Origin of the sequence: Streptomyces sp. CB01201, assembly GCF_002803085.1 — a bacterium.
In the GTDB taxonomy this organism is placed as follows: domain Bacteria; phylum Actinomycetota; class Actinomycetes; order Streptomycetales; family Streptomycetaceae; genus Streptomyces; species Streptomyces hundungensis.
In genome coordinates, this window is the sequence record NZ_NNBJ01000001.1 from 829,833 (window position 1) to 852,696 (window position 22,864).

The window sequence follows — 22,864 nt, forward strand, 5'->3', positions numbered from 1 at the left end:
TGGCGTTCGTCGCCATGGCTCTGGTTCTGACGACGGAACAGGCCTCCGCCGATGGCGCCACGCTGCCCGCACTCTCCATGCCCCACCTGTCCTGGTCGGCCCTCGCCGACTGGTTCCAGGACCCGACGTGGGGGCACATACCCCACCAGCGGGGCGGCACCGCGGCCGGACTGAGCCACCGGGCCGGCGCCGCGTCCACCCGCGCCGGTAAGGGTGCGGGGCGGGCTCCGGGGAAGGGCAAGGGCGAACTCGACGCCTACCACCCGTATGTGAAGGCCTCGAAGTCCGGCCCGAGCACGGCGATCGGCGGCTTCTCCGCGAAGACCAGCAAGCGAAACGCCGCCAAGTCCACCGCCACCGCGAGCGTCTTCGACAACGCGGACGGCACGACGACTCGTCAGATCGCCCAGAAGCCCGTCAACTACCGTGACGCCGACGGCAATTGGCAGCCCATCGACACCCGGGTCACCACCGGCGGTGACGGGCGTCTGCATGAGAGTGCCAACTCGCTCGGCATCGACCTCGCGCCCAGCAGCACCGACCCCGCCGTCGTCTCCGTCAGCACCGACGGCGACCACACCCTGTCGTTCGGCCTCCAGGGCGCGACCGCGGTCGCGGGCAAGGCCGACGGTTCCAAGGTCACCTACGCCGGCATCCTGCCCGCCACCGACCTGGCGGTCCAGCCGACCACCACCGGTGTCAAGGAAGCTGTCGTCCTGCACTCGGCGCAGGCCGCCAACTCCTGGACCTTCCCGCTCACTCTCAAGGGCCTGAGCGCCGTTCAGAACAAGGACGGCGCCATCGAGCTGCGGGACACGAGCGGCAGGATCGCCGAGCGGATCCCGGCCGCCTACGCCTACGACTCCAAGGTCGACCCGCGCTCCGGCGACCCGGCCACCACCTACGCGGTGAAGTACCGACTGACCGGTGACACCGGCCACCAGGCCCTCAAGGTCACGCTGGACACGAGCTGGCTGCACGACCAGGCCCGTGTCTTCCCCGTCACCGTAGACCCACCCGTCATCACCGACGGCTGGACCACCACCTACGCCGAGTCGGGCGCCACCGGAGACCACTCCTTCGAGCAGACGGTGAAGATCGGCTCGTACGACTCCGGCCCGCATTCCGCGGCCGCATACGTCAACCACTGGTACAGCGGCTGGGACGGCTCCAAGGTCACCGTGACCGCGGCCGATCTGAAACTCTTCGCCACGTGGGCCTCCACCTGCACCCCGGAGCGCCTCGACGTCGCCCAGGTCACCAAGGCCTGGACACCGACCGGCGTCACCAGCTACCCGGGCCCCAGCTACGGCGCGTCCATCGGCAACGCCACGCCGTCCGTGCCCAACGCCTGTGCCAATACCGCCGCCAACCACAGCGTGGGCGACTGGGTCGACGTGCCGCTGACCACCGCGTCCATCCAGGGCTGGATGAACGGCACCACCCCCGACTACGGGCTCGCCGTCTACGCCGCCACCAACGACTCGGTGCACTGGAAGCAGTTCGGCTCGTTCAACGACGGCACCCTGACCCCGCGCATCTCGGTGACCTACACCGGCACCACACCTCCGCAGGTCTACCAGCAGTACCCCAACAACAACGCCACCGCTTACACCACCACGCCCGAACTCACCGCGTGGTCCGGCGGCGCGGACTCGTCCGCCAACACCACCACCAAGTACCAGTTCCAGGTCTACGACAACACCAACACCAAGATCGTCGACTCGGGACTGCTCGCCACCGGCGACTATGTCGTCCCGGCGGGCAAGCTCAAGTGGGGCCAGAGCTACAACTGGACCGTGCAGTCCTACGACGCCGGCCTCTACTCCGGCGCCACCTGGTACTCGCTGAACATCCAGGTACCACAGCCACTGGTCACCTCCGGGCTGTCACAGAACAGCAGCGAGCACGGCTTCGACCCGGCCATCGGCAACTACACCACCGAGGACACCGACGCCACCATCTCCACCGTCGGCCCCTCGCTGGACATCACCCGCGACTACAACTCCCGTGACCCGCGCTGGACCGGCGCGTTCGGTGCCGGCTGGTCCGCGATCCCCGACTCCCGCGCCACCGAGCAGTACAACCCCGCGGGCGCCGTAGTGTCCGCCGTCGTCAGTTACCCGGACGGGTCCCAGGTCGGCTACGGAAAGAACGGCGACGGCACCTTCTCGCCGCCCGCCGGCCGCTTCGCCACCTTCAAGTCGGTCACCGGCGGCTACTCCCTGACCGACAAGAACGACACCACCTACACCTTCACCCAGGTCTTGGGCTCCGGCGGCTACGGTCTCACCGCAGTCACCGACGCCAACGGCCGCTCCCTCAACCTCGGTTGGAGCGGCGGCCACGTCACCAGGATGACCTCGGCGGTCTCCGGCCGCTCACTCACCCTGACCTGGTCCACACCGTCAGGGGCCGGCGCCGCTCACGTGGCCACCGTCGTCACGGACCTCGCCGACCCGGCCGCCCCCACCAGCGCCCAGACCTGGACGTACGGCTACAACGGGGACCAGCTCACCTCGGTGTGCGCGCCGCTGACCACCACGCAGTGCACCACCTACGGCTACACCTCGGGTTCGCAGTACCAGAACGCCTCGCTCGACCTCGGCCCCCACGCCCTGTGGCCGATGGGGGAGGCGTCCGGGACCACGGCCCGGGACGCTGTCCTCGCCAACCAGGCCACCAACAACGCCACGTACAGCGGCATCACCCTCGGCGGATCCGGCCCGATGGCCGGAGGCACCGGTACGTCCGCCGCCTTCAACGGCACCAGCTCCTACGCAACGCTCCCGTTCGACATGGGCAACAACACCGACTCGGGCGCGCTGTCCCTCTGGTTCAAGACCTCCGCCGGCCCCGGCGTCCTGTACTCCTACGCCTCCCAGCCCGTCACGGCCGGCAACTCGCCCGGCGCGTACACACCGACGATCTACGTCGGCACCGACGGCAAGCTGAAGGCCGAATTCTGGAACAGCGGGGGCATCGCCCCGATCAGCACCGGCGGAGCGGTCACCGACGGCAAGTGGCACCACGTGGTGCTGTCGGCAGCGGGAAACACCCAGTCGCTGTACCTCGACAGCGCCAAGGTCGGCTCCCTGTCGGGCACCGTCTCCATCCAGCCCGGTGTCGCCTTCGGCAAGAACCAGCAGTACAACACGCTCGGTTCGGGGTTCCTCGGGGGCAACTGGCCCGATGAGCCGCACCAGAGCAGCAGCGACAAGACCGGTTACGCCACCTACTTCAACGGTTCCATCGCGGACGCCGCCTGGTACGACCGGCCGCTGGTCGCCGCCGATGTCGCGGCCCTCTACCAGTACGGCACGCATGCGGCGAACCTGCTGTCCTCCATCACCCGGCCGTCCGGCAAGGCCCACTCGGCCATGACCTACGACCCGGCGACCACCACACTCACCCAGCTCACCGATGAGAACGGCGGCACCTGGAAGCTGGGCTCGCCCACCGTCTCCGGCTCCAGCCAGACCTACCGGGGCGCGGTCCTGGGCGGCGCACCCGCCACCTACTACCGGCTGGGCGAGGCGGCCGGCGCTTCGCTCGCACTGGATGAGACGAGGGGCGGCACCGGCACGTACAACGCCGTGACGCTCGGTGCCGCTGGCCCCTTCAGCGACCAGAAGGCCGCGAACTTCAACGGCACCGGCTCGTATGTGAAGGTGCCGGACGTCCAGAGCGGGGACACCTCCGCAGCGGCCGAACTCTGGTTCAACACCACCCACGGCACAGCGATCCTGATGAACGCGCAGAACGCGGCCATCGGAGCCGGACCGACCAGCATGGCGCCCCAGCTGTGGATCGGCAGCGACAACAAGCTGTACGGCGGCTTCTACACCAGCTCCGGGTCGGTGCAGATGGGCACCGCGGGCACGGTGACCGACGGCAAGTGGCACCATGTGCTGCTCTCCGCCTCGCCGACCAGCCAGACCCTTTACCTGGACGGCGTCCAGGCCGCCACCAAGACCGGCACCGCAGCGCTCGCCTCCGGCAGCCGCACCACCGACTACCTCGGAGCCGGCACCACCGGTGTCGGCTGGACCGGCCTGCCCAACGGCGCCGTCGCCTACTACAACGGCACACTCGCCGAGGCCGCCTCCTACCGCACCGCGCTCACCGCGCAGGACGCCGCCGCACACTTCCAGGCGGGCCTCAACTCCACCGGGCTGCTCCCGGTGGAGACGGTCCGGGTCACCTCACCGGCCAACGCCGTCAGCACCTACACCTACGACGTCGACCACGGCGACCGGCAGCTCACTCACACCGACGGCCTGGGCAACACCACCTCGTTCGGCTACGACACCGGCGGCTTCGAGCACAGCGTCACCGACCCCAACGGCGCCATGACCGTCACCGGACATGACGTGCGCGGCAACGTGGTCTCCGCGGCCACCTGCCAGGACCAGGCGGCCAACATCTGTTCCACGGAGTACTTCACCTACTTCCCCGACGACACAACCGCGCAGCTCACCACCGCCGACCCGCGCAACGACCTGGTGCTCACCCACCGCGACGGCCGTTCGGCATCGGCCACCGACCCGACATATCTGACCTCGTACACCTACGACGCCGCCGGCGACGAGACCGCCGTCACCGGGCCGCCGGTTGCCGGCTTCCCGTCCGGCCGCACCGCCACCAACACCTTCAGCGACGGGACCGCCGCCTTCCCCGCGGCCGACTCCGGCAATGTGCCCAAGGGCCTCCCGGTGCGGACGACCACGCCCGGTGGCGCGGTCAGCTCCGTGGCGTACCTGCACACCGGTGACATCGCCGCCGGCACGGACGCCGCCGGACTGGTCTCGACGTACGGTTACGACGGTCTGGGCCGGGTCACGTCCAAGAAGGTGGTATCCGACACCTTCCCCAACGGACTGACGACGTCGTACGTGTACGACAAGGCCGGGCAGATCGTCGAGGAGGACGACCCGCAACTCACCGACCGGGTCACCGGCGCCACCCACGCGGCCGCCACCACCACCGTCTTCGACATCGACGGCAACATCACCTCACAGACCGTCAAGGACACCAGCGGCGGCGACTCCTCGCGCACCGAGACCCAGACCTACGACGCGTACGACCACGTGGCCACCAAGACCGACGCCAACGCGAACGCCGGCGGCGCCAACGGCGGCACCGACACGTATACGTACGACACCTCAGGCAACAAGATCCAGGAGGTGTCGAAGTCGGGCACCACCACCACATACGCCTACGACGACAACGGACACCTGCTGACCCAGTCGCTGATGTACACCGGCGACCCGGTCAACCCGAGGACCGCGACCGCGCTCGTGGAGTCCTCCCGCGCCTACGACCCCGCAGGCCGCCTCGCATCGGTCACCGACTCGATGGGCTCGACGACCTCGTACACCTACACCGACAACGGCCTCCTGGCGAACGCGACCAAGAAGAGCGCCGACGGCACCTCCTCCACGGTGCTGCAATCGATGACGTACGACGCGGCCGGCAACCGCCTGTCGCAGACCACCGGCAACGGCCAGACCATCACCAACTACACGGTGGACGCGGCCTCCAGAACCACCAGCACCGCCGTGGACCCCACCGGCGTCAACCGGGTCACCTCCGTCTCCTACACGCCCGACGACAAGGTCGCCACCAGCAACCAGCACGACTCCTCGGGCTGGGACCGCACCACGTCGGCCACCTATGACACGGCCGGCAACCAGCTGAGCAAGACCCTGTACGGGGACTCCTCCGGCCACCCCTCCGGCTGGTGGAAGCTCGACCAGAGCACGGGTGCCACCGTCACCGACTCCTCCGGCACCGGCTACACCGCCGCCGCCACCGGAGCCACCTGGGGCAACGGGGCCGCGACCTTCACCGCCACCAACGGCCAGCAGATCGCCACCAACGGTCCCGTGCTCGACACCAGCGCCTCCTACACCGTCTCCGCCTGGGTCAACATGGCCTCGCTGCCCACCCACAACACGACGATCGTCGCCCAGAGCGGCACGAACGCCAGCGCCTTCTACCTCCAGTACAACTACACGCACGCCGGCGCACCGCTGTGGGCCATGCTGCAAACCAACGCCGACACCGCCTCGCCGAGCTTCCCGGCCGCGTACTCGACGGCCGTACCCACCGCCAACACCTGGACCCACCTGGTCGGCGTCTACAACGTGGCCACCGGCACCAGCCAGCTCTACGTCAACGGCACCCTGTCCGGGACCGGCAGCGACACCACCCCGTGGAAGGCCGCCGGGCCACTGACCATCGGGGCCGGCAAGTACGCGGGCGCGGTCACCGACTTCCTGCCCGGCTCCGTCTCCAACGTCCAGGTCTACCCCCGGACGCTGACCGGCGCCGAAGTCAACTCGCTCTACGGCAACGGCCGTTCCGGTGGCACGGTGGGCTCCTCCAGCCAGCAGACCACCTCCTACACCTACGACAAGCGCGGCCTGCCCACGTCGATGACCGACGCCAACGGCCAGACCACGAGCTACTCCTACGACGAGGCCGGCAACCTCGCGGTCACCACCGCACCCGCCGTCCAGGTCGAGACATCCGGCGGCGCCCCCGTCACTCAGCGCCCGGTCACCACCAGCGGCTTCAACACCTTCGGCGAGGCCGTCGAGGAGGTCGACCCCAACGGCAACCAGACCACCACGGTCTACGACGCCAACGGCAACAAGGTCTCCCAGACCGAGCCGCCCTACACCCCGGCCGGCTCCTCGACACCGGTCACGGCCACCTCGACCTGGACCTACGACAGCGACGGCAACCAGCTCACCTCGACTGCCCCTGGCGGCGAGACCACGAGCTTCCTGTACGACCAGCTCGGTGACGTCGCCCAGATCACCGAGCCGGACGGCACGACGCTCCACTCCACCTACGACACCAACGGCGAGAAGCTGTCCTCGACGGACGGCACCGGCGCGGAACGCCAGGCCACCTACGACTATCTCGGCCGCCAACTCACCGCTACCACCCTGGAGCGCTACCCCTCCACAAAGACCCTGACCAGCACCAACTCCTACGCAATCACCACCGGTAACCCTTACGGCACCAACCTGGCTTCCACCAGCACGCCGGGCGGCATCACCACGAGCTACAGCTACAACCGGGTGGGTGAGACCACCGCGGTCGTGGACGGAGCGGGCAACACCACCGCCTACACCTACGACTTCATGGGGAACCGGCAGAAGACCACGCAGCCGGACAACACCTGGAGCGAGACCGACTACGACGCGGCCGCTCGCCCGGTACTCAGCAAGCAGTACGACTCGTCGAACACCCTGCTCAAGCAGATCAGCCGGGTCTACGACGGCGTCGGAAACGTGCTCACCTCGACCGACGCGAACGGCCACACCAGTCACTTCACTTACGACGCCGCAGGCACCGTCACCCAGGAGACCCAGCCGGTCACCGACACCACCTCGATCACCACGTCGTTCGGCTACGACGCGGCTGGCAACCGTACCCGCTTCACCGACGGACGCGGCAATTCCTGGCTGTACGGATTCACTCCGTGGGACCAGCAGGAGACGGTCCGACAGCCGTCCACAGCCCAGTACTCATCGGAGGCCGACTCCACGACGACCAACGTGTACGACGTGGACGGCCAACTGGCTTCCACTAGCCAGCCGGGCGGCGTCACCACCGTGATGACCTACGACAAGATCGGCAATATGCTGACAATGTCGGGGAGCGGAGCGGAGGCCGCAACCGCCACCCGCACCTTCACCTACGACGCCAACGGCAAGGTCAAGTCCGCCGCTACAGCGGAGGCCGGTGCCGCCGAAGTCAAGGATCACCAGAGCGCCACCAGCGATACGTTCTCGTACGACGACCGGGGCAACCTGCTGTCGGCCTCTGGCTCTGCGGGGTCCTCCAGCTTTTCCTACAACAGCGACTCGGCACTGACGAGCCGCAGCGACGCGGCCGGCACCACCTCCTACGGCTACGACACCGCGGGCCGCCTCGCCACGCTCAACGATGCGGCGACCGGTACCGCCCTCACCTACACCTACGGCAAGCTCAACGAACTCTCGACCATCAAATACGGGACGTCCGGCCAGCTGCGCACCTTCAGCTACAACAGCGCCCACGACCTGACCGGCGATTCACTCATGCAGGGCCTGACGACCGTCGCCGCCGTGACCTACGGCTACGACAACAACGGCAACGTCACCTCGAAGAACACCACCGGGGTCGCCGGGGCCTCTAGCAACACCTACACCTACGATCAGGCTGACCGCCTCACCTCGTGGAACAACGGCGCCGCCACCACCGCCTACTCTTACGACGCCTCGGGCAACCGGACTCAGGTCGGCGCGAATGTCTACACCTACGACGCCCGCGACCAGCTCACGTCGGACGGCACGCACACCTACGCGTACTCCGCCCGCGGCACGATGACCTCGGACAGCTCCACGGCCAACGGCTCCACCGCATACTCCACGGACGCGTTCGGCAGTCAGATCACCGCCGGCACCCACTCGTACGCCCTCGACGCGTTCGGTCGGAACATCACCGACACGGAGACCACCGGTCACACATCGCGTACCTTCCAGTACTCGGGCGCGACCAACACTGTGGCTTCAGACGGCGAGTTCAGCTACAGCTACGACCCCTCGGGCTCACTCGTCGGCATCAACAGCGGCACGACGACCTCCTCGGGCGTTCTCGCGATGACCGACTCGCACAACGACGTGGTGGGCACCTTCACACCCGGCGCCAACACCCTCACGGGATCCGCCACCTATGATCCGATGGGCAAGGTCACAGTCGGCGCGGGCATGATCGGCCACCTGGGCTTCCAGTCCGGCTGGACCGAGGCCGACACTGGCAAGGTCGGCACCGCGTCCCGCTGGTACAACCCAGCGACAGGTACTTTCCTGAACAAGGACTCGGTCTCCTTGAACCCAGTGCCGAACTCGGCGGCGGCCAACCCCTTCGCCTACGCCAATGACAACCCGATGGTGGGAACCGACCCGTCCGGCCACTGCTGGATATGCGACGTCTGGCACGACACCACCTCCAGCGTCTCCAATGCCTGGGACTCGGCCACGTCCTACGCCTCCAGCAGCTGGAACTCGTTCAGCTCCTGGGCTTCGGAGTCCTACAACACTTATGTGGCGCCGGTCGTCCACCACGTCGTGCAGGCGGCGAAGCACATCGCCCGGCGCGTAGTTCACCGCGTCCGCGACGCCTACCGCGCCACCGTCCGCTACAGCCGTCGCGTCTACCACTACGCCGCCCGGCACGTACGCCGCTACTACCGGGCAGCGGTGCATGCCGTGCACTCCGCCTACCACGCGGTCAAACAGGCGGCGAAGCGCGTGGTCCACGCAGTGAAGAAGGCCGCACACGCGGTGGAACACGCCGCCCGCACCGCCTACCACGCGACGGTCAAGGCAGTAAAGACAACAGCCACCTTCGTCAAGCACCACGCCGCGGCGATCACTTCCTTCGTAGTGTCCACGGCGGTGTTCATGGGCTGCGAGGCAGTAACCGCCGGCGTCGGCACGATCGGCTGCGCGGCGGTGGCCGGCGCGGCAGGTTCGCTGGTCGACCAGGGCTTCAAGTGCGCCCAGCACGGCGGCTCCAGTTGCAGCGTCGGCGCGTTCGCGGGCTCCGCGGTCGACGGTGCGGTCTCAGGTGCGGTCGGCGGAGCCCTGGGCTCCATCGGCGGCAAAATCCTGAGCAAGTTCGCCCCCAAGGCCATGGAGGCCGTGGGCGGCCTCTTCGGCAAGGGAGCGAGCGAAGCGGAGGAAACGGCGGCGTCGGACGCCACGGAATCGGCGTCCTCGCGGGCCCAGTCCGAGGAAGCCGGCTCCAGCAGCGAGGGAGGAGGATGCCGTTCAGGGGCGCCTCACAGTTTCACCGGCAGCACCAGAGTCCTGATGGCCAACGGCATCGCGAAGGCCATTGCTCAGATCAAGGTCGGCGACACAGTGGCTAATGCCGTGCCGGGCGAGGGCACGCAGGCGCACACGGTGACGGCGGTCATCGTTACCAAGACGGACCACGACTTCGTGGACGTCGCGATTGAGGCACCAGCCAAATCCACGACGAGTGCGGGAGCCAAGGCAAGCGTCAAGACAGGGCAGACAGCGAAGAGTGCCGTGAAAGAGCGTCCTCACAATTCCCCGGCAGGGTCTGTGAAGGACGCAGTCAAGAAGGCGGCCGTCGGTCTGACCGCACTCGCCGCAGTGCTGGCCCCGGCAGCTACGGCCCAAGCGGCGGAAACCACCCCGGACGCTGTCGCCACCAACATCAGCCACCTGACCACCACGTTCCATCACCCGTTCTACGACCTGACTCAGGCGGCATTCGTCGAGGCCAAGGACCTTGACGAGGGCGATGTTCTGCAGACGCCGACAGGCACCGCCGCAGTCTCGGGTATCCGGCTTTACCACGCGAACACGACTACGTATGACCTCACCATCGGAGACCTGCACACCTACTACGTGGAGACGGGCGAGACGGCCGTCCTTGTCCACAACTGCGGTGACGCCTACGACAAGGACGGCAGCATCCGGCACGAGGCGCCGGACGAGTACGGGCGACCCGGTGCTGCCCACGCATCCGTCAGCAAAGGCATGCTTGACAAAGGCACGGAAGCGGGGAAGAGGTGGACGCCGGGCTGGCGAGGGAACGGCACCAAGTTCAACGAGGCGCGCGGCCACTTGATCGCCGGCCGCCTCGGCGGCGCTGGCAAGGGGCCCATGGCCAAATACAACTTGGTAACGCTGACACAGGATCCAGTCAATACGCCCTGGATGCGTGACCTGGTCGAGAAGGAGGTCTACAACGCCGTCGACGAGGGAGATGAAGTGGTCCAGTACACTGTGAGGCCTATATATGAGGGCCTGAACCGAATCCCCATCAGGCTTGAGTTCGAAGCCCATGGCAGTGGCGGGTTCCATCTGACTGGGTGGCTGGAGAATCCTGCCGCAGGTGTGCGGACAGCCGGTTAGCCGATTGGCCCACGAGAGACCAGCTGGGCTGGCTTCCCCTTCAACTGCCGCTTGAGAACACGGAGGATCGAACAATGCGGACCACGCCCCGCCGCCCACTCGACATCGAGGCAGCCTTTCCTGAACTGGCCGAATATCGTGCGACGGCGACGCGGCTGCATCCGCGGCCCGGTTGCCCTGGCGAGACGGTCAGTTCGGTTGGTGGCAAGTTCCTCTGGCCGGCCGCGGAAGCATGGCCGGTATGTCGGGAGGCGCACCCCAAGGGGCGAGGCCAGCTGTTGCAGAACGTGCGGAAGCGCAGGCAGCTTCTCACGGAGGTTCGGCGCCGGCCTGGGGGCCCGACTCCCGAGGAACGGGAGCTTTTGATCTCCTTGCGCAAGCGACGAAGGTATGACCCAGACCTTGCGGATACGGCCGCCATCCCGCTGCTGCCGGTCGCCCAGCTGTACACCAGGGACGTGCCGGATCTGACCGGGCCTGAAGACATGGATCTGCTCCAGGTCTTCTGGTGCCCGTTCGACGCCCACGGTGAGCGGCGCACCGTGGCAGTACACCTCGTGTGGAGGCGCGCCGGAGACGTTGTCGAACCGATGACGGAGTCCCCCCAGCCGGTGGTCGTGGGCAACGACGGCTATGTCCCGGAGCCCTGCGTGCTGAATCCGGAACGCGTCGTAGAGCACCAGGACATCGAACTGCTTCCCGAGAGTCTCCAGGAGCGGCTGGAGGAGTGGGAAGCGACGCTGGAGGAACGGCACGTCGGAGAGGGAGTACCGCTGGCCTACGGCTCGGACTTCTCCGTCGCGCCTGGCTGGAAGGTGGGTGGCTTCGCTGCCTGGAACCTGACGGGCCCAGCCGAACCAACTTGCGCCTGCGGGGCTCCCATGGTTCTGCTGCTCAACGTTCACAGTCGGGAGTGGGACGGCGGGAATCACAGCTGGGTTCCGGTGGAGGATCGGCCGTTCATGGATGACAGGGGAGCGAGCACCCCGACTGGGATAGTGGTCGGAACCAACGCGCTGCGGATCTTCCAATGCTCGGCGGACCCCACCCACGCACATCAGGTGAACGAGCAGTGAGCCGCTGTCCGAGCAAGGTCCTCGGCCACGTTCGGACCTCGCCGCCGTGCTGATCACGGCAACCCACAGTGCCTGCCGCAGCGGCTTGACGGCCCGGCTCTCGGCTCAACGCCTCAGGAAAGCAGATAGGGCGTGACCAGTCTTGCCCGGCGCCGCATTACGTGTTGGCCAGACAAGGGCTACCGGGGTGTCGGCGGCGCGGTCCGTACCCCCGTTAAGTGCTGTCCCGTAATTCCACGAGGCTGAGGGTCATGCCGTGTCCGGGTGGGCGCCGATGGCGCCGGCCAAGCGAAGCGAACGTCCGAGGTCTCCGGTGAGGGTGCGGGGGTGGCGCCGCCACCACCAGAGGCCAGGGCCGGGCAGCCTAGGGAACTGATCGAGTGCCTGGCCGTCGTCGTTGACGGTCGCGGCCTTGTACTGGGCGTTCAGCGCTTTGATCCGCGGGGTCCAGAGCTGGACGATGTGTTCGTCCAGTAGAAGCCACGCTTCGTGCAGCCAGTTTCGGCAGTAGAGGTCGTTGGTGTACTCGTAGATGTCGTCGCCGTAGCCGCGTTCGATGACGCTCACGAGGGAAGCCCACGCGTTCACCCTTTCAGTGACCGTGAATGCCGTCCGCCAGCCGCGCTGGTGCAACAGCTCTCCCACCTCGGTTTCCGTTTCCCGACGTTGGCGACAACTTCGACAACGCGCTCGCAAATGGGGACATCCCCACAGTGAACCGTTTGGTCGGCCGATCAAATATCAGGGCGAACCGAAACGCGGCTCAGGCGGGATTGCCGCGTCCTGACAGCCTGGGGACCGACGTGAACGGAGGGAAGTTGTCGTGGGAGGAGTATCCTTTCGCCTCGACAACTCAGGGTGGTTCCGGGGCGGTGAGCGATGATGCTGGACGCTGAGCTGGAACGTCTCGCTAGGCATCTCCAAGCCCTCAACAGGCCGGTACTGGCCTGGATGGTTCCTGGTGTGGATGCGGACTACATTTCATCTGTACTTGGCGGCCCCATTCCGCAATCGGTTGTCCGGTGGTTTCACTGGTGCAATGGAGTTGCCGATGTTGCCGGTCAGATTCAAGACGACGTCAACGTGATTCCTGGATAGAGTCCAATCTCCGTCGAAGAGGCTGCCCGTATGAGGAGCGCCCACGCGGGAGATCCGGTGCTGGGAAATAACTGGGTACCGATTTTGGCGAGTGGGAGCTGTGACCTCTATGCGGACGTCTGGCGTCCTGATGCGGAGGCGGTGGTTGCTGGCGTTCCGCTCGGTGAACCGACGGAGATTGAGTTCTCGTCGGTTGAACAGATGGTTCATCTGTTCAACCGGTGTTTCGTGGAAGGCGCCTACTCCGTTGACTCGCAGGGCATGTTCTCCATGTCGCCGGACAGGTACGACGAGGTGTATGAGCGAGTTGTGGGCCAGTAGTCCCCTATAGGTTCGGTCTGGACGGATATGGGTCGGTCGTGCAGTCCCCCTGTAAGCGCCGTACCGCACTGCGATTACTATCCCGGAAGCGCGTAAGTGGGCGGGCGGCGTTAGGCTCGCACCCGCCTGCCTCCTGATTGAGTGGGGGAGCGGTCACTTCCGCCATCCGCCGCCATGACCAACGACTGAGCATGGCTCTCGCAAAATCACCATTCAGCCCTCCATCACATAAGGCATTTCATGCGTCTCGTAGGTAGATCCACTGCGCTCCTCGCCGTCGCGGCTCTCCCGCTCGCCCTGACCGCCTGTTCTTCGGGCGGTTCGGCTTCTGGGGGTGCTGCGAAGTCGGCCGCAGGCACGGCTGCCACTCCCTCGGTCGCCGCGACCCCCGAGGACCCCAACGCGGGTCTGGCGACCGGTGCGCGGCTGAAGACTGCCCTCGCGCCCGCGTCATTCTTCGGTCCCGGCTATACGCTGGACGCATCCGCGACCCGTGATTCGGGATCCACCTACCAGGAGCCGAGCAGCGCGCCGGCCTCCGCGGGCAAGCCGGACTGCGGCAAGTTGGCGGGTACCAGCTGGATAGCGATCACCGGTGACACCGGCGTTTCCTTCGCGCAGGACGACTACGCCAACAAGAACACCTCCGCCGAGATGGCCCAGGAGGTCGACGTGTTCCGGGGGACGACCGCCTCGACGGTCCTCAAGCACCTGAAGAAGGCAGTCGCCGCCTGCCCGGCCTTCAAGGACGGGGACACGAAAACCACGGCCAAGGTCAAGGGCGCGGCCACGCGCGGCCTGGGCGACGAGGCGTACACCATCACGGTCACCGACCCGGCCTGGCAGAACGGTACGACGTTGATCGCGGTGCGGCGTGGTACGGCCGTGGTGACGGTGCTGTCGACGGCCGGCCACGACAACGGTGCCGCGACCGCGAAGAAGCTGGCGGCGCGGGTGACGACCGCGGCAGCCAAAGTGAAGGGGTAGGCGAGGGGTGGTCCCGTAGGGAGTTTGTCTTTCCTTGACCAAGGCTTGTCCTGGTGAAGGTCACGGATCACGCACGGAGTTGAGTGCTCTGGATAACCTCTGGGGCGCACGACGGGGTGCGCGGTGAAGCGCCCGCGCGTACGTGGCGCCGCTCAACCGAGGCAGCAGCCATGCGTGCATGGGCAATGATGCGAACAGCAAGGGTGGGGACCGTATGTCCGAGAAGTCGCGCAAGCCTGCGCACCGTCTCTCGAAGAGAAGCCGTTACATCGGGTGGGGTGTGGCCGGTGTTGCTGTGGCGGCGACGGGTGGCCTGATCGCGCAGAGCGCGTCGGCGGCTCCGGCGTGGCCGGCGCAGAAGACGTTCACGGGTCTTGCCTTCGACACGTGTACCGCTCCTTCCGCTGCTGCGATGAAGGCGTGGAAGCCCGGTCCGTATGGGGCGGCGGCCGTTTATGTCGGTGGGAAGAACCGTGGTTGTTCCCAGCCGAACCTGACGGCGCCGTGGGTGAAGACGGTGACTGCCCAGGGGTGGAAGCTGATTCCGCTGTATGTGGGTGCTCAGCCGTCCTGCCAGTCCGGGTCCAGCCCGGAGAAGATGACCGCCGCCGATGCCTCCTCGCTCGGCGCCACCGACGGCGCGGACGCGGTGGCGAAGGCTTCCGCGCTCGGGATGAAGCAGGGCAGCGCGATCTATCTGGACATGGAGCCGTACGACATCAAGAACACGTCGTGCAACAACGCGGTCCTGGCCTACGTCCGCGCGTTCACGAAGACGCTGCGCGCCAAGACGTATCGGGCCGGCTACTACGGCTTCAGCTCGTCCAGTGCTCATGCTGTTGCCACCGCTGCGGACCGGACCGATCTGCCGGGCAATCTCTGGTATGCGAAGTGGGACAACGTCAACACGACGACCAGTGACTGGCCTTGGGCGAGCAAGCTGTACACGGACCACAGCCGTGGTCACCAGTTCATGGTGAACAGCAAGGAGTCCCGGGGCGGTTACACCATCACCGTCGACCGGGACGCCTGGGACGGGCCGGTCGCCATCGTCGGCTGAGCCGATCTCTGCGGGGGGTTTCACCCCGGCAGTAGGCCTGCTCACACTTCGGATGGCTCGCGGTAACCGTCCCACGACCAAGGCCGAGGAGGCCCCGCCGACCGGCGGGGCCTCCTCGTCTTTCCAGGGCGGTAAAGCCCCTTGCCTACTGGTCAGCGGCCGCGCACCAGGCGGGCGGCCTTGCGGCGCACTTGGCGTACCAGGGGTACCGGTACGGTCAGGCGCAGGGGTTCGCCGGAGGGTTCGATCACCGGTACGTCCCGGGTGAATGTGCCTGTGTGGAGGCGGAGTTGGAGTTCCCAGGTGCCTGGGGTGACGCCGTCGGCGGTGGCTCGTGCCGAGATGCGGCCGTTGGTGTCTACTTCGGTGGTGGTCGGTGCGGTGAGGGTTGTGTGGCCGGAGACCAGGAGCAGGCGGGTCTCGCCGCGCTCGGCGGGCCAGCCGGGGACGGTTGCGCGGGCGGTGGCTTCGACCCGGCCGAGGCGGGTGCGGGTGAGGGTGCCGCGGGCGGTGGTGGCGAGGAGTCGGCGGGTGTCGCCGATGTCGAGGTTGAGGTGCTGGTGGGCGGCGGAGTGGAACAGGCCCGCGGCGCAGGGTCCGGTCGTGCCGCGGTCGATGATCCGGGGTTCGGGCGAGACGTCGTACAGGCGGTCCGAGGGGCGTGCGAGCCAGGCTTCCTTGCTGAGTTCGCCGCAGGTGACGACGATCCGCATGCTCCATATTCCCTCGGGCAGGGGTTCTCCGTCGGCGGCCCGGCCGATGTCGAGGCGGAGGGTGTAGGTGCCGTCGTCGGCGGTGTCGGCGGGTACCCAGTAGGTGTAGCCCTGGCGGCGCAGTAGCACGCCCACTGTGCGGCCGGCCGGGTCGAGTTCGCTGAGCAGGGCCGAGCCGGTGATCCGCAGTACCGGGCCGTCCCAGGCGTAGGAGTCGACGCGCTGGACCAGGCGGACCCGGGAGGTGATGTCGTAGGCGGAGTCGGGGATGGCCCGCTCGGAGTCGCGGAAGTAGGGGTAGGCGGCGTAGACGCGCTCGCCGTCCTGGTGGGCGGGGCCCAGTGTGTTCCCGGTGTCTGCGCGGACGATCTCGGTGAGTTCGTCCACCAGGCCGTGGCGCAGGCAGTGCACGCGCAAGCGGAGGCGGGGCGGCAGGGCCGCCATGATCGGCTCGGTGGTCCACTCGTCGAGCAGCACCTTGGCGGCGGCGGCCATGTCCCTGCGCCCGGCCTCGTCGCGGGCCAGATACGGCTCGCCGAACATGCTCAGGATCTCGCCGTGGAAGTGACGCTCCATCAGCTTGTCCCGCTCGCGGCCGGCCGGAACCAGCTCGGCGACGGTACGCAGAGTACCGGCGACGTACTCAAGTTGGTCGACCCAGTCGACGTCCTGGCGGCTGGCGTTGGTGCCGTCGCCCCGGCCCTCCAGGTAGTAGCAGTCGTAGTCGGCGACCACCGAGATCTTCTTGGCGTTCAGCAGGGCAGGGACGGCGAACGGCACGTCCTCGCCGAGCAGCCGGTGTTCGACGAAGCGCAGACTGTGCTCCTCGATCAGTGAACGGCGCCACAGCTTGTACGCGGCCAGGGCCCAGTACACGGGGGAGTCGTAGAGGCTGACATCAGGGGCGGTGGTGCGGAAATCGACCGGAGCGTCCCTGTCGAGGCCGACGATGCGCCCGTACACGACATCCGACTGCTCCCGGTCGGCCATCGCGACCAGACGTTGCAGCGCGTCGGCGCCCAGGTAGTCGTCGGAGTCCAGGAAGAAGAGGTAGCTGCCGCGGGCCCGCTCGATGCCCACGTTGCGGGGCTTTCCGGCGCCGCCCGAGGGCTCCTGGTGGATCACCTGGACGTGGTCGCGCTCGCGTGCCCACGCGTCGAGCCAGTCGCCGCTGCCGTCCGACGAGCCGTCGTCCACCGCGATCACTTCGAGCTTGCGCCGTCCGATGGTCTGGGCTTCCACGGACCCGAAGCAGCGCTCCAGATACCGCAGGGTGTTGTGCACCGGCACGATCACGGTAACAACGGGGTCCATCGGCACACATCCTTGTAGGGGGCACAGCATTTGCGGGGGTTGGTCGGCGCCTCGGCTCGCGCGCACGCGGACGCTAGCACAGGTTGTCATATTTACCGGAGGGCCATGGGGCCCTGTGCCAGGGGGTGCGGGTATGTGACTTCTGCGGGGTCACCCGCGGGTGACCCCGCAGAAGTCACATATTCGACCAGCGCGGCTGCGGACGCTCCAAGCCGTCCGCCAGTGATGTGGAGACCGGCCTCGCCGCCAACACCACTCACCATCTGATGGCGGACATGGAGCTGCTGCGGAAGCATCTCGGTATCGCCAACTGGCTTGTTTTCGGCGGCTCTTGGGGTGCGACGCTTGGACTGGCGTATGCGCAGGCGCACCCGGACCGAGTCACCGCGCTCGTGCTCTTCTCGGTCACGACGACCAGCCGTGCCGAAGTGGACTGGATCACCGAGGGCGTCCGGGTGCATTTCCCCGAGGCCTGGGCCGCCTTTCGTGACGCGGCTTGTCCCCGTGCCGGCGAGCGCCTGGTCGACGCGTACGCCAGGCTGCTCGCCGACCCCGATCCTGCGATACGCGAGGAGGCCGCCCGCACCTGGTGCCGCTGGGAGGACACCCATGTACGGGCGCCAGGAACGCCGCTTGTCGAGGACTTCGGTGACCCGGAGTACGCCGACCCCACCTTCCGCATGACCTTCGCCCGGCTCGTCACCCACTACTGGCGTCACGCGGCATGGCTCAAGGAAGGGCAACTGCTCGACGGGCTGGGCAAGTTGGTCGGGATTCCTGGAGTGCTCATCACCGGCGGGCACGACCTCAGCTCGCCGCCCGATCCGGCGCGGGCGCTCGCCGCTGGGTGGCCGGGCTGCGAGCTGGTGGTGATCGATGACGCCGGGCACGGCCTGGGCCACCCCGGTATGGGGGAGGCGGCCCAGGCCGCGCTCGACCGGTTCGTCTGTGACTGAGCGGCGCCGACTCCGCGCCGGGCATACGACCACCAGCCGTTCGCTACGAAGGGACCGTGCTGGTCGCAGCCATCGGAGGCGGACGTTGACCAGCACGGTCACCGTTATGGCTGCTACTCGGCGACGGACCGGTAGGGGCGGAAGAAGGCCCGCAGTTCCTCCGCGTACAGTTCGGGCTCCTCGAACGGGGCGAAGTGGCCGCCGCGTTCCGGCTCGGTCGCGTAGGTGACGTTCGCCGTGCGCTCCAGCCAGGCCCGCGGCGGCCGGACCACGTCGCCCTGGAAGATCGAGAACCCGGACGGGACCTCGACCCGGCGGGTCAACTGGGTGGGCGGGATGGCCGCGTTGGCGCTGTACATGCGCATCGAGGAGCCGATGGTCTCCGTCAGCCAGTAGAGCGTGATGTTCGTGAGGATCTCGTCCTTCGTGAAACTCCGCTCGATGTCTCCCTCGCAGCCGCTCCACGCCCGCAGCTTCTCGACGATCCACGCGGCGAGCCCGGCCGGTGAGTCGGTCAGTGCGAAGGCGGCGGTCTGCGGCTTCGTGCGGTGCATGGCCGCGTAGGCGCCCTCGCTCGCACCCCAGGCCGCGACGCTGTCCAGATAGGCACGCTCCTCCGGTGCCAGATCCGCCCGATCGCCGAGGAAGACCGGAACGCCCGCGTCGGTGCGGTGCACGGCCACGACCCGCTCGGGGTGGTCGAGCGCGAGGTAGCGGCTGACGTGGCTGCCGACATCGCCCCCCGACGCCCCGAACCGCTCGTAGCCGAGTGCGCCCATGAGCTCGGCCCACAGACCGGCGACGGCGATGGAGTCCAGGGGCGCCCCGGTGGGCCGGTCGGAGTATCCGTAGCCCGGCATGTCGGGCACGACCACGTCGAACGCGTCGGCGGGATCGCCGCCGTGCGCGCCGGGATCGGTGAGGAGCGGGATGACCTTCGAGTAGCGCCAGAACGAGTCCGGCCAGCCGTGGCTGAGGACCAGCGGGAGTACGGGCCCGGTCGGGGCCACCGCCCGGGCATGCACGAAGTGGATCCCGAGACCGCCGAGCGGGACGCGGAAATGGGGCAGCCGCCCGAGCGCGGCCTCCTGCTGGGACCAGTCGAACTCGTCGGCCCAGTAGGCGACGAGTTCGCGGAGATAGGTGAGATCGGTCCCGAGCGCCCATCCCGCGTCCTCCGGGGCATCGGGCCACCTCGTCGCGCGCAGCCGGGTACGGAGGTCGTCGAGCGCCGCGGGGGCGGTGTGCGGGATGAATGGCTCGGGGCGTGGCTGGAAGTCCGACATGGGACGCACCCTACCGAGGAAGCCGCCGCGCTCTCAGGAGCGACGGAGGCCGGTCGGGACCGGAGGCAGCGCGCCGACGGGCCGATGCCGTCATGACTGGGTGCCATGACTGAGCGCCCGTCAGGGATGGCTGCCCAGCTGCTGGTTGTTGCCGCTCAGTACATGCTGCTCGGCCAGGACCTGGCACAGCCCCACATGCACACCGGTCCCGGCGCAGTTGTCGTCGGCGTTCGGAGCGGCGGGGAGGGCGTCGGCGGTGCCGGCCAACGCGAGGGAGGCGAGAGCGGCGACGGCCGCTGCGGTGAGCACGGTACGTGTCAGAAGCATGCGCTGCCCAACGACCGGCTCCGCCCGGCGACACTCTCCTTTCACTGGCCCACAGGAGGAAGCCCCGGCACAGGAGCAAGACCCCGAGGGTGAGTGCCGACCGGGCCGGCCGCCCCGGCGAGCGGGGCTTCTCGTCGAGCGGGGCTGCTCGTTGCGACCTCCGGAGAACGGGACGTAGGGTCGGCCCCATGTCACTCCACGCCCGTATGCGTCAAGCGTTGCCGGAAGCCATGCGTGCTCGCGACAAGGTCGCGGTACGTGCCCTGCGGGCCACGCTCGCCGCGCTGGACAACGCGGAAGCCGTGCCGGTCGGCGCGACCGAATCACGCGGCCTGTCGCTGGAGGAGTCGCCGGTCGGCGCCGGAGCCACCGAGGTGGCACGACGTGAGCTGAGCGAGGCGGAGATGGCGGACATCGTGCGGTCCGAGATCGCCGAACGGCTGGCCGCCGTACAGCAGTTGAGTTCGCCCGCGCACCGGGACAGGGCGACCGAGCTCCGCGCCGAGGCCACCGTGCTGCGCCGGTTCCTCGACGACGCGGGCGCCGCGACGCCCGAGCCGGCCGCCGGGACGCCGCCGGCGTGAGGCGGCCGAGGCGGCGGTGCTCTGCCTCGCCCGTCGCGATGGGCACCCTGTGATTTTCCGCAGCGGAGTTGGATCGTCCACCGGATGGTTTCGCAGGGCGTCAACTCGTAGTGCTGCGGCACTGGTTGAAGCGCTCGTAGCAAGCGGTGCAGCGGATCCTTGAAGCCGAAGGCCGGTATCCGTGAAGCCGAAGGCCGGCACCCCTGGATCGGGGTGCCGGCCTTCTCACGTCCGGTGCCGTGGCGGCGGCACCGGACGGTGGCAGTGGCGGTCAGCGGCGACCCCACGACTTGGTGGCGACAATGTGCTTGTGGCTGTCGCGCAGCGTGGCGGTGTCCCGGTTGTTGTCCCAGGCGTAGTCGCGGCGGTTCTGGTAGACGTCGCGATCGGTGTCGCGGCCCTTGCCGGTGTGGACCCGCACCGACTGGTGCCCGGCGAGGCGCAGGTTGTGGAAGGTGTACGTCTGGTGGGCGCGGTCGGTGAGCGTCCAGCCCTTGAGGTTGACCGCGCTGCGGCCCGTGTTGGTGACGGTGACCCACTCCGCGTTGAGGCTCTTCTGGGAGTGGTCGTCGCGTCCGGGGCTGTCGTACTGGATCGCTCCGAAAACGATCGGGGAGCGCGGCTCCGCCGGCCGTACGGTGGCGGAGGCGGGAACGGCAGCTGCCGCGGCGAGGCCGGAGGCGGCCAGGGCGAGTGCGGCGACACGGGTCATGGTGCGAGGAGACATGTGAACTCCCGGTTCACGACAGCCCGGGCGCGAGCCCGGAATGCCGAACGGTGTGAAGCCCGACGCTGGTTCGGCCGGACACCCACACTGTGGCCCCGGGTTCGGTGGGCCCGGGCACAGAAGGGCCACACGTAACCAAACGCGGAACATGACACACCATCAGCGATCACGGCGCGTACGCCCCCGCGCGCGGGGGCGCGGTGCCGCGCGGGGGCGTTGCCGGGCCCCGGCACGACATCCACCGGGTGGCTGGGCGTACCCGGGCGGACGGGGGTCAGCCCGTGAGCGGGACGGGGGCTGGCCCCATGGTTCGGGCGCGACGCCTGGGCGACGCTCGGAGCATGTTCCGTACGCCTCTGCACCAAGGGTTACCGCGTACCGCGAGCGCCGCGGCACACCTTCGGCTGTTCGTCCTCGTCGGCGTCGTCACCGTCCTGGTGACCCGCGCCTTCCTGGCGCTGACCGGCTATCCCAAGCTCGGAGGAGGCGCGGCCAACGGCGGCCTGCACATCTCCCACATGCTGTGGGGCGGACTGCTCATGCTGGCCGGACTTCTGGTCATGCTGGTCCGCGCCGGGGCCGCCTCCCGTCGGCGCGGTGCGGTGCTCGGCGGTGTCGGCTTCGGCCTCTTCATCGACGAGGTCGGCAAACTGGTCGCCACCGACGGCTACTTCTACCGCCCGGCCCCCGGGATCATCTACCTGTCGTTCGTCATGCTGACGGGCTTCGCCCAGTGGGTGGCGCGGCGTGCACATAAGGACCGGCGGGAAGCGCCCGGCGCGCTCCGCGCGGCCGACGCCGCCGAGACCGCGCTGCACGGCGTGCTCGGCGGCCTCACCGCACAGGAGCGGTGCGAGGCGCTGCGCCGCCTGTGCGGCACCGAGGGGCCACCGACCGCTCTGGACACGGCACTCGCGGCCCTGATCGAAGCCGTGCCCGAACGTCCCGCCCCACCACCCGCCCCGCACCACGAGGCGCTGGCGCGGGCCCGGGTGCGGGCATCCGAGCTGATGGCCCAGCTGACGCGCACAAGAGGGCTGGTCCACCTCGTCGCATGGGGCACCACGCTTCAGGCCGTCGTCCTGCTGGTCGCCGTGACCGCCGAGGGCGTGACGGGCGGACTCGACGGCGAGACTCCGTGGCCGGCCGTCACCGGTGCGCTGGTCTGCTCGCTCGCGACCCTGGCGCTCTCCCTGCGCGGCACGGCCCGGCTGCTCAGCGACCGCGATGCCGCCCTGCGGACGCTGCGCGCCGCACTCCTGGTGGACCTGGTCGTGGGGCAGGTCTTCAAGTTCACGATCAACCAGTTCTCCGGGGTGAGCGACTGGCTCATCAGTGTGGCCCTGCTCTGTCTGCTCTGCCGGTGCTCCGCCGGGCCGACGGACCGTCAAGTTCCGTCCCCGCAGGCCGTGGAGAGTGCGGCAACGACCCTTAGGGCCACGACGCGTCAGGCTGTGTGACGC

14 protein-coding genes are annotated in these 22,864 nt (G+C 68.3%); 9 read left to right on the plus strand and 5 right to left on the minus strand.

The window, feature by feature from the left end; all coding sequences use genetic code 11:
- Window positions 1-14: 14 nt before the first annotated feature.
- Together CG740_RS41495 and CG740_RS03740 are read left to right on the plus strand one after the other, a co-directional pair.
- Window positions 15-10,952: a LamG-like jellyroll fold domain-containing protein gene (locus CG740_RS41495; protein WP_159030218.1), complete on the plus strand. Its 10,938-nt coding sequence runs from the start codon at window positions 15-17 to the stop codon at window positions 10,950-10,952.
- Window positions 10,953-11,026: 74 nt separating this feature from the next.
- Entirely contained in the window at window positions 11,027-12,028 is a 1,002-nt protein-coding gene (locus CG740_RS03740) for a hypothetical protein (RefSeq protein ID WP_100573396.1), read from the plus strand.
- 249 nt (window positions 12,029-12,277) lie between these two features.
- On the opposite strand, the gene CG740_RS03745 is transcribed toward CG740_RS03740, so the two are convergent.
- Window positions 12,278-12,595, minus strand: coding sequence for a hypothetical protein (locus tag CG740_RS03745; protein WP_234376029.1), 318 nt, complete (start codon window positions 12,593-12,595; stop codon window positions 12,278-12,280).
- A 38-nt stretch (window positions 12,596-12,633) separates the two neighbouring features.
- Between CG740_RS03745 and CG740_RS41820 the strand changes: the two genes are divergently transcribed.
- The 4 genes from CG740_RS41820 to CG740_RS03760 all read left to right on the plus strand — a co-directional run bounded on the left by CG740_RS41820 (window position 12,634) and on the right by CG740_RS03760 (window position 15,494).
- Window positions 12,634-12,924 (plus strand): NucA/NucB deoxyribonuclease domain-containing protein, encoded by a 291-nt coding sequence (locus CG740_RS41820; protein WP_425579205.1) that lies wholly within the window; start codon window positions 12,634-12,636, stop codon window positions 12,922-12,924.
- A gap of 232 nt (window positions 12,925-13,156) precedes the next feature.
- Window positions 13,157-13,447 (plus strand): hypothetical protein, encoded by a 291-nt coding sequence (locus CG740_RS39535; RefSeq protein WP_159030219.1) that lies wholly within the window; start codon window positions 13,157-13,159, stop codon window positions 13,445-13,447.
- A gap of 240 nt (window positions 13,448-13,687) precedes the next feature.
- Window positions 13,688-14,434 carry a hypothetical protein gene (locus tag CG740_RS03755; protein ID WP_100573399.1) on the plus strand — a complete coding sequence of 249 codons (747 nt, stop codon included), beginning with the start codon at window positions 13,688-13,690 and terminating at the stop codon, window positions 14,432-14,434.
- A gap of 214 nt (window positions 14,435-14,648) precedes the next feature.
- Window positions 14,649-15,494: a glycoside hydrolase domain-containing protein gene (locus CG740_RS03760; RefSeq protein ID WP_100573400.1), complete on the plus strand. Its 846-nt coding sequence runs from the start codon at window positions 14,649-14,651 to the stop codon at window positions 15,492-15,494.
- Window positions 15,495-15,646: 152 nt separating this feature from the next.
- Here CG740_RS03760 and CG740_RS03765 read toward each other — a convergent pair whose 3' ends face one another.
- On the minus strand, window positions 15,647-17,521 hold the full coding sequence (locus CG740_RS03765; RefSeq protein ID WP_159030220.1) for a glycosyltransferase: 1,875 nt from the start codon (window positions 17,519-17,521) through the stop codon (window positions 15,647-15,649).
- A gap of 179 nt (window positions 17,522-17,700) precedes the next feature.
- Between CG740_RS03765 and CG740_RS03770 the strand changes: the two genes are divergently transcribed.
- Window positions 17,701-18,477, plus strand: a complete 777-nt coding sequence (locus CG740_RS03770; RefSeq protein WP_100573402.1) for an alpha/beta fold hydrolase — start codon at window positions 17,701-17,703, stop codon at window positions 18,475-18,477.
- 113 nt (window positions 18,478-18,590) lie between these two features.
- Here the strand turns inward: CG740_RS03770 and CG740_RS03775 are convergent, their stop codons facing one another.
- The gene (locus CG740_RS03775; RefSeq protein WP_100573403.1) at window positions 18,591-19,763 is read right to left on the minus strand and encodes an epoxide hydrolase family protein; all 1,173 of its coding nucleotides are present in this window, start codon (window positions 19,761-19,763) and stop codon (window positions 18,591-18,593) included.
- 120 nt (window positions 19,764-19,883) lie between these two features.
- Window positions 19,884-20,090: a hypothetical protein gene (locus CG740_RS03780; RefSeq protein ID WP_100573404.1), complete on the minus strand. Its 207-nt coding sequence runs from the start codon at window positions 20,088-20,090 to the stop codon at window positions 19,884-19,886.
- Between the two features lie 230 nt (window positions 20,091-20,320).
- On the opposite strand from CG740_RS03780, the gene CG740_RS03785 reads away from it, so the two are divergent.
- Window positions 20,321-20,674, plus strand: coding sequence for a hypothetical protein (locus CG740_RS03785; protein WP_100573405.1), 354 nt, complete (start codon window positions 20,321-20,323; stop codon window positions 20,672-20,674).
- Window positions 20,675-20,945: 271 nt separating this feature from the next.
- Here CG740_RS03785 and CG740_RS03790 read toward each other — a convergent pair whose 3' ends face one another.
- On the minus strand, window positions 20,946-21,401 hold the full coding sequence (locus tag CG740_RS03790; protein ID WP_100573406.1) for a lamin tail domain-containing protein: 456 nt from the start codon (window positions 21,399-21,401) through the stop codon (window positions 20,946-20,948).
- A gap of 341 nt (window positions 21,402-21,742) precedes the next feature.
- On the opposite strand from CG740_RS03790, the gene CG740_RS03795 reads away from it, so the two are divergent.
- A complete protein-coding gene (locus CG740_RS03795; protein WP_100573407.1) occupies window positions 21,743-22,861 on the plus strand; it encodes a hypothetical protein in 1,119 nt (372 codons plus the stop codon).
- The last annotated feature ends 3 nt before the right edge of the window (window positions 22,862-22,864 follow it).